This is a genomic window from Variovorax sp. 679 (assembly GCF_003952185.1).
Taxonomy (GTDB): Bacteria; Pseudomonadota; Gammaproteobacteria; order Burkholderiales; family Burkholderiaceae_C; genus Variovorax.
This window is the reverse complement of record NZ_RXFS01000014.1, coordinates 167,116-174,751: the sequence shown is the minus strand read 5'-3', so window position 1 is coordinate 174,751 and position 7,636 is coordinate 167,116. Positions and strand designations below refer to the sequence as shown.

4 protein-coding genes and 1 pseudogene are annotated in these 7,636 nt (G+C 67.5%); 2 read left to right on the top strand and 3 right to left on the bottom strand.

Going from position 1 to position 7,636, the window contains the following annotated elements; translation table 11 throughout:
• The first annotated feature begins 564 nt into the window (after nucleotides 1-564).
• Both EJO71_RS29960 and EJO71_RS29955 read left to right on the top strand, forming a co-directional pair.
• The gene (locus EJO71_RS29960) at nucleotides 565-2,463 is read left to right on the top strand and encodes an ATP-binding cassette domain-containing protein (protein ID WP_125952144.1); all 1,899 of its coding nucleotides are present in this window, start codon (nucleotides 565-567) and stop codon (nucleotides 2,461-2,463) included.
• 87 nt (nucleotides 2,464-2,550) lie between these two features.
• Nucleotides 2,551-4,269: a phospholipase D family protein gene (locus tag EJO71_RS29955; protein ID WP_125952145.1), complete on the top strand. Its 1,719-nt coding sequence runs from the start codon at nucleotides 2,551-2,553 to the stop codon at nucleotides 4,267-4,269.
• Between the two features lie 10 nt (nucleotides 4,270-4,279).
• Here the strand turns inward: EJO71_RS29955 and EJO71_RS34880 are convergent, their stop codons facing one another.
• The 3 genes and pseudogenes from EJO71_RS34880 to EJO71_RS29945 all read right to left on the bottom strand — a co-directional run bounded on the left by EJO71_RS34880 (nucleotide 4,280) and on the right by EJO71_RS29945 (nucleotide 7,521).
• Nucleotides 4,280-4,711, bottom strand: coding sequence for a copper chaperone PCu(A)C (locus EJO71_RS34880; protein ID WP_240651562.1), 432 nt, complete (start codon nucleotides 4,709-4,711; stop codon nucleotides 4,280-4,282).
• Nucleotides 4,712-4,720: 9 nt separating this feature from the next.
• Nucleotides 4,721-5,128: pseudogene (locus EJO71_RS34875) on the bottom strand (YcnI family protein); the annotation flags it as partial.
• Nucleotides 5,129-5,226: 98 nt separating this feature from the next.
• Nucleotides 5,227-7,521, bottom strand: a complete 2,295-nt coding sequence (locus tag EJO71_RS29945; RefSeq protein ID WP_125952146.1) for a TonB-dependent receptor — start codon at nucleotides 7,519-7,521, stop codon at nucleotides 5,227-5,229.
• Nucleotides 7,522-7,636 lie beyond the last annotated feature (115 nt).

Genomic DNA, 7,636 nt, shown 5'->3' with positions numbered 1-7,636 from the left:
TCACCGAAGCAACTTGTCGTTTACTTCGTTTGCTTTGCTGCGATCAGCGAAGCCTTGTAGTCTAGCATGATTTTTAAAGAATCATCAAACTTTTTTCGCCTTCTATTTCTTCGTTATTCGCAGCTCACAATTTTCATTGTCAGCCGCCGAAGTCATTTCAGCGGAGCCTTGTAGTCTAGCACGATTTTTTCAAATCTCACCAAACTTTCTTGGCTTTTCGCTTCAACCAACCTCTTTCGCAACCCGCAACTCTCATCGCAAGCCACTGAAGCAGCTCGTTTCAGCGAAGCCTTCGATTATGCACCGTTTTTTCAAACCGCGTCAACTTTCGAAGACTTTTTCTTCACCCCATCCAACCAACCCCGAAGAGACCGGCTAGGCCTGAACACCAAGAGCATTCAGCAGCGAAGCCCACGAGTATATGACAGATTTCAGTCCCCGCAAGCCTGATCGAGCAGAAACTTGAACAGAGCCTTCTTGAACGCTCTCATCCATATATAGAGAAGCAGGGAAGCGCCCCTGCCGCAAGGCCCCGTCACTGGCTCCTCCGATAATCCGCGCCACATGGCACTCATCACACTCCTCGACGCGCAGCTCGCGTTCGGTCACGTCCCGCTGCTGGATCATGCGGACTTCTCTCTTCTCGAATCCGAGCGCATCGGCCTGATCGGCCGCAATGGCGCGGGCAAGTCTTCCCTGCTCAAGATATTGGGCGGCCTGGAGAAGACCGATGACGGCACCCTCCAGCTGCAGCAGAACCTCCGCGTGGCCTACGTTGCCCAGGAGCCCGCGCTGGACATGGATGCGGATGTCTTCACCGCCGCCAGCCAGGGCCTCGCCCCCGTCATCGCGCTGCGTGACCTTTATCTCTCTGGCGCTGATGGCCTAGATCTCGACGCCCTCCAGTCCCAGATCGAAGCCTTCGACGCCTGGAACTGGGAACAGCGCGTCGAAGAAACGCTTCACCGCCTCCATCTCGACCGCGACGCCCGCGTCGGCTCGCTCTCCGGCGGCACCCGCAAGCGCGTGGCCCTCGCCCAGGCCCTGGTGGCTGCTCCAGACGTCCTCCTGCTGGACGAGCCCACCAACCACCTGGACCTCGACTCCATCGAATGGCTCGAACAGTTGCTGATCGACTTCAAGGGCAGCGTCGTCACAGTCACCCATGACCGCAGCTTCCTGAACCGCGTCGCCACCCGGATCGTCGAACTCGACCGGGGCAAGCTGGGCTCCTACCCCGGCAACTTCGAGCAGTACCTCGCCCAGAAGGAAGAGCAGCTCGCCCAGGAGGCAGTCATCAACGCCAAGGCCGACAAGCTCCTGGCCCAGGAAGAAATCTGGATCCGCAAGGGCGTGGAAGCCCGCCGCACCCGCAGCCAGAGCCGCATCACCCGCCTGCAGGAACTGCGCGCCAGCCACGCCGCCCGCCGGAACGTGCAAGGCAGCGTCAACATGGACGTGGCCTCCGGCCAATCCAGCGGAAAGATCGTGGCCGAGCTCACCGACGCCACCAAGTCCTTCGGCGAGAAGACCGTCATCCGCAAGTTCAGCGGCACCATCCTGCGCGGCGACAAGGTCGGCCTGCTCGGCCCCAACGGCGCGGGCAAGAGCACCCTGCTGAAGCTGATCCTCGGGGAGCTCGAGCCCGACAGCGGCAAGATCCGCCGCGGCACCAACCTGCAGGTAGCGTATTTCGACCAGATGCGCGACAAGCTCGACCTCGACGCCACGCTGGAAGACTTCATCAGCCCAGGCAGCGAGTGGATCGAGATCGGCACCCAGAAGAAGCACGTCAAGAGCTACCTCTCCGACTTCCTCTTCTCCCCCGCGCGCGCCAACTCCCCCGTTCGCTCGCTCAGCGGCGGCGAGCGCAACCGCCTGCTGCTGGCGCGCCTGTTCGCCCGTCCGGCCAACGTGCTGGTGCTGGACGAGCCGACCAACGACCTCGACATCGACACCCTCGAGCTGCTCGAGAACCTGCTGCAGGACTACGACGGCACCGTGTTCCTCGTGAGCCACGACCGCACCTTCCTGGACAACGTCGTCACCAGCACCATCGCCTATGAAGGCGACGGCCGCTGGCGCGAGTACGAAGGCAGCGTGCAGGACTGGCTGACCCAGTCGAAACGCGCCCGCGAGATCGCCGAACAGCGCCTTGCCGCCGCGCCGGCCGCAGCTCCCGCGCCCGCCCCTGCCGCGGAAGCTCCCGCGCCCAAGGCCGCTGCAGGCGCCCGCAAGAAGCTCTCATATAAAGAGCAGCGCGAACTCGACGCCCTCCCCGCCCAGATCGAAGCCCTCGAAGTCGAGCAGAAGCGCATCACGGAAATGCTCGAAATCGACGGCGGCGCCATCTACGCCACCGACTCCTCGCGCGCGGCCGAGCTGGCCGAGCGCCACGCCAGGATCGACGACGAACTGCTCGCCGCCATGGAGCGCCAGGAAGAACTCACCGCCGGGCGCTGACATCCGGGCCCGCCTGCCGTCCGACGCGCGGCGGGCGCCGACTAGGCTATATATGCGGCACCTCCCTCCAAGCCCCGGGAAAGCCGCATGCCTTCTTCCTTCCAGACGCTGGTCCGCCGATACACGGCACTGCTGGCGCTGCTGATCCTCGGCGCCTGCGCGCAACTGCCGCAGAACGTCGACCGCCCCGTCTCGACCGCCATCGCCTCGCCGGCCACCGGCACCGCGCTGGCCGAGCTCGTGCAGCAGCGCCGCCAGGCCGACAAGGCCCGCTACGAATCCGGCTTCCTGCTGATGGGCGGCCCGCAAGCCGCCTACGGCAGCCGGCTCGCGCTGATCGAGGGCGCCCAGAAGACGCTGGACCTCCAGTACTACGCCATCCACGCCGACGCCAGCACCGGCCGCCTGCTGCGCGGCCTGCGCACGGCCGCCGAGCGCGGTGTGCGGGTGCGCGTACTGCTCGACGACTTCCACACCACCGGCCGCGACGCACTGGTGCTGGGCCTGGCCTTCATCCCGAACATCGAGATGCGGCTCTTCAACCCGCTGGCAGGCTCGCGCGATTCCACCTTCAGCCGCCTGCTCAACTCGATCGACGACGCCTCGCGCATCCAGCAGCGCATGCACAACAAGATGTTCGTGGCCGACAACGTGCTGGCCGTGGCGGGTGGACGCAACCTCGGAGATGCCTACTTCGGCAACGCAACCACCGGCAACTTCGTCGATGTCGACGTGCTGGCGGCCGGCCCCATCGTGCAGGACCTGTCGCGCAGCTTCGACAGCTACTGGAACAACGAGCGCGCCTACCCGGTGCAGTCGCTGGTCACGCGCGAGGAACTGCAGGCCATGCGCGACCGCGCGAGAAAAGCCGACCAGGAGCTGGCAGAGGAATCGGCCCGCGAACAGGAAGCCGCCGGCACCCCCACGGCCGAGCAGCGCGCCCGCGCCTGGGACGAAAAGCCGCTCGACCTGCGCACCGCCACCTTCGTCTGGGCGCCGGCCGTGATGCTGGCCGACAAGCCCGGCAAGATCCCCGCCGACTCGGACCCCGGCAACACGAAGGCCCCCGGCCTCGTGGTCAGCCGGCCAGACGACAGGGCCGACGCCTCCCCCGGCGCAGCCTCGCTGGAGGCAGCCTCCAGCCTGGCTGCCGGCGGCGACACCGTGGTTGAGGGACTGCTGCAACTCATCGGCCAGGCACGCGCCGACCTGATCATCATCTCGCCCTACTTCGTGCCCGGAAAGGACATGCTGCAGGCCTTTTCCACGGCGCGCGCCCGGGGCGTGCGCATCCGCGTGCTGACCAACTCGCTGGCCTCGAACGACGCGCCGGTGGCGCACGTGGGCTATGCGCGCCACCGCGAGGAGCTGCTGAAGATGGGCATCGAGCTCTACGAGCTGCGCAGCGAGCAGGCGAGCTTCGGCAATGTCTTCGGTGGCTCCTCGGGCGGCGGCAGCACGGGCATCTCGGGCGAATCGCGCGCGATGCTGCACTCCAAAGTGCTGGTGATGGACGGTCGCCTGCTGGTGGTGGGCTCGATGAACCTCGACCTGCGCTCGCAGCTGCAGAACACCGAGATCGCGCTGCTGATCCGCAGCACCGAGCTTTCGCGCGCGGCGTCCGAGCAGATCGAGCGCGGCATGCACGAGCGCTCCTGGCACGTCGAGCTGGTCGACGGCTCGCTGCTGTGGCGCGCGCCCGAGGGCAGCGGCCTGAAGGACACCACCACCGAGCCCGACGCCGGCGCCATGCTGCGCCTGCTGCTCAGGCTCTTCGGGCCGCTGGCGCCGGACCAGCTGCTCTGAGAAAAGCCGCTCAGTGCTTGTGCTGGTGCGCCGCTCCGGCGGCATCGGCACCTTCGGGCGTACCCACCGGCAGCGTCACGTCGAGCGAAGTCTTCGCGCCCTTGGCGTCCTCGAACTTCAGCGTCATCGGCACGGTCGCGCCTTTCGCCAGCGCGCCCTTCAGGTCCATCATCATCACGTGATAGCCGCCGGGCTTGAGCTCGACGGTCTGGCCCGCCGGCAGGTCGAGACCGCCAGCGAGTTCGCGCATCTTCATGGTGTCGCCTTCCATCTTCATCTCGTGCACTTCGGCAACGCCCGCGGCCGGCGTGGAGATGCTCACCAGCTTCGCGCCCGTGGGCGAGGTCAGCTTCATGAAGGCGCCCGTGCCGCTCTGGCCCGGCACCGACTGGCGCACCCAGCCGTCGCGAACGTCGACCGTTGCCACGCCTTGGGCCACCACGTTGAGCTTCGCGGCCGGGCTCTTCAGGCCGGCGGTCGAGTTGCCCGAGGCCGGCACCTCGGCCCAGTCGGCCACACCGGTGTCGCAGGTCTGCAGCACCTTGAACCACAGCGTGCCGGGCGTGGCGGGCACCTTGCCGCGCAGCACGAATTCGGCGCGCTCGCTGCCGGGCAGCGCGTTCTCGGGCTTCTCTGCGGTCCAGCGGACCTCGCCGTCGCCGGCCTTCTGCACGTCGAGCTTCCACCCCTTGCGCGCCTGCGCGTCGCTCAGGATGAAGCCCTTGGGCAGGCGCACGGCCAGGCCGGTGGTGGCCTTGGCGCCTTCGCAGGCGTGGCCGACGCGGAAGGCGGCGTCGTAGTCGCTGCCGACGGTGACGCCGCCCGGCCGCAGCGTGACGTGCGCCACGGCGGCGCCCATGCCGGCCAGCATGGCGCATGCCGCGGCGGTGGTCCTGAGGAAGGCCGTCGAAGTCGTGTTCATCATGTCGTGTGGTCCTTGCAGTTGGAATGAGAGAGTCAAAGGTCGAACTTGAGTTCGGCCACGTAGGTGCGCTGCGGGTACGGGTGGAAAGCCCAGTACTTGTTGTTGTTCAGGTTGTCGATGCCGAACGAGGCGCTCCACTGCCGGTCGATCCGGTAGCGTATGCGCGCGTCGACCACGAAGAACTTCGAGAAGCCCATGTACGCGAAGCCGTTGGGGTCGCTGTTGTCGAGCGTGCCGTACTGCCTGCCGCTGTAGCGCGCGCCGACGGTGTAGCTCCAGCGGGCGTCCGGCCGGTAAGTGGCCAGCATCGTGGCGCGCACCCTCGGCACCCGCGGCTGGTCGTGGCCGACGCTGGCCGGGAAGCCGCTGTTGGCGGTGATCTTCGAGCGGGTCAGCGTGAGGCTGCCGCTCAGGTCGAGCCCCTGCACGCCCACGTCGACCGCGTTCATCGCCACTTCGAGCCCGCGCGTGCGGATGGCGTCGACGTTCTGCACCGTGCTCACGAGGTTGTTCAGCGCCTGCGTGTAGAGCGCGTCCTTCGTGTTCTCGAAGAACAGCGTGGTGCGCAGCACGCCGTCGAGCCCCCAGCCCTTCAGGTCGCGCTCGGCGCTGAGCTCGGTGGTCCACGAGCGCTCGGGGCGCAGGTTCGGGTTGGTGTTGACGATGCGGTTGCCGTCGATCGAGCCCTGGTAGAGCTCGGTCACCGTGGGCATGCGCACCGCGCGGCCGGTCGAGGCCTTGAAGAGCCAGTCGGAAGTGGCCTGCCACGCGATGGCGGCCTTGGGCGAGTCGTAGCTGTTCTTGCGCGGCGAGAAGTTCAGCAGCGCGCTCGCGTTGCCGAGTTGGCCGCCGTAGGCTTCCCAGCGCTCGTGGCGCAGGCCGAGCGTGGTCTTCCAGTCCTGCGCGAAGCGCCAGGTGTCCTGCACGTAGAGCGACTGCAGCCGGGTGTTGCCGTTGAAGGCCGAGAACGGCGTGACGGGCGAACCGTTGATCCAGTCGAGCGTGTTGCCCACGCTGGTGCGCAGGCGCGCCGTGTCCTGCTGGAAGCCGAAGTCGACCACGTGCGCGCCCACGCCCTCGGCCGAGCCGGTGGGGCGCCAGGTGCCGGCCGCCTTGAAGGTGTTCCAGCCGGAGCCGCCCATGTCGGTGGTGCGGCCCGGGCCGCCACTGAAGGCGCCCGGCAGCGGCGTGGTGGGCGTGCGCGAGGTGTCGCGCGAGTAGTCGAACAGGCTGGCCGCCACCTCCCAGTCGAACACGCCACCGGTATGGCTCTTCACCGAGAGGCCGTGCATGTAGTGCGTGAGCGCGGTCTCGGTGGGCGCGAGCGCGGCGCTCGGCGAATCGAGGTTGTAGGTGCGCCCGCCGATGTTCACCCGCCCGCCGTACACCGGCCGGCCGAGGGCGTCGCGCAGCCAGGTGTCGACGCTGCCGTGCGTGGTGTTGTTCCATGCGCCCAGCGTGTAGGTGGCGCGCACGGTGGGCGAGAAGTCGTACGCCACCTTGAGCTTCGCCTGCTCCTGCGTGGTGTCGTAGATGGTGGAACCGCCGACCAGCCACCAGGGCTGGTTCGACGGGTTCAGCCCGCCCACCGCGCCGGTCACGGGCGTGCCCGCGCTGCCGACCGTGCCGGCGCTCACCAGCCGGTTGCCGAACACCAGCGCCTGCCCCTTGCTGTGCGTGCGCGAGGCGCTGAGCCACCACGACCAGTCGCCGCTACGGCTGCCCAGCGAAAGGTCGAGCTGCTGGCCGGCCGGCGAGGAATGGCTGTTGTACAGGTCGAAGTTCGACACGAAGCCGCTGAGCTTGACGTGCGCCTCCAGCTTCGTGGGCATGCGCGTCACGTAGTCGACCACAGCGCCCACCGAGTTGCCGGGATACGCGGCCGAGAACGGCCCGTAGAGCACGTCGACGCGCTCGATCTCCTCCGGCGACACCATGCCCCAGCGCGGCGCGTAGGTGGCGCCGTTGCCCAGCGGGTTCGACAGCATGATGCCGTCGGCGAACACCATCGAGCGCGCGCTGTTGCCTGTGCCCGAGGCGCGGGTGGCGAGCACCGCATGGTTGAAGTCGCCGATGTAGCGCTTGCGCACGACCAGGCTCGGCAGGTACTTCAGCGCGTCCTCGCTGTCGGTGGCGTTGACGGTCTCGACGATCTGGTCGTGCGTCACGCCTTCGATGGTGGTGGGGATCTGGGCCGGCAGCGAGGTCGGCCGGCCGCCCGTCACGGTGACTGTGCTCAGCGAGCGGCCGCCTGCGGCTGCCGCGCTTTCAGGCGCATCGGCGGGCTGCTGCTGCGCCAGCGCGGGCACGCCGAAAGGGAATGCCATGGCGATCGCCAGGGCGCGGGAATGCTTTTTCAAGAGGAACCTTCTCCACGGGACTTCAAGCCGGACAGGCTGCGCACGCGCATGGGGGCGCGCGCGAGCAGCTACGGTTTCGGGA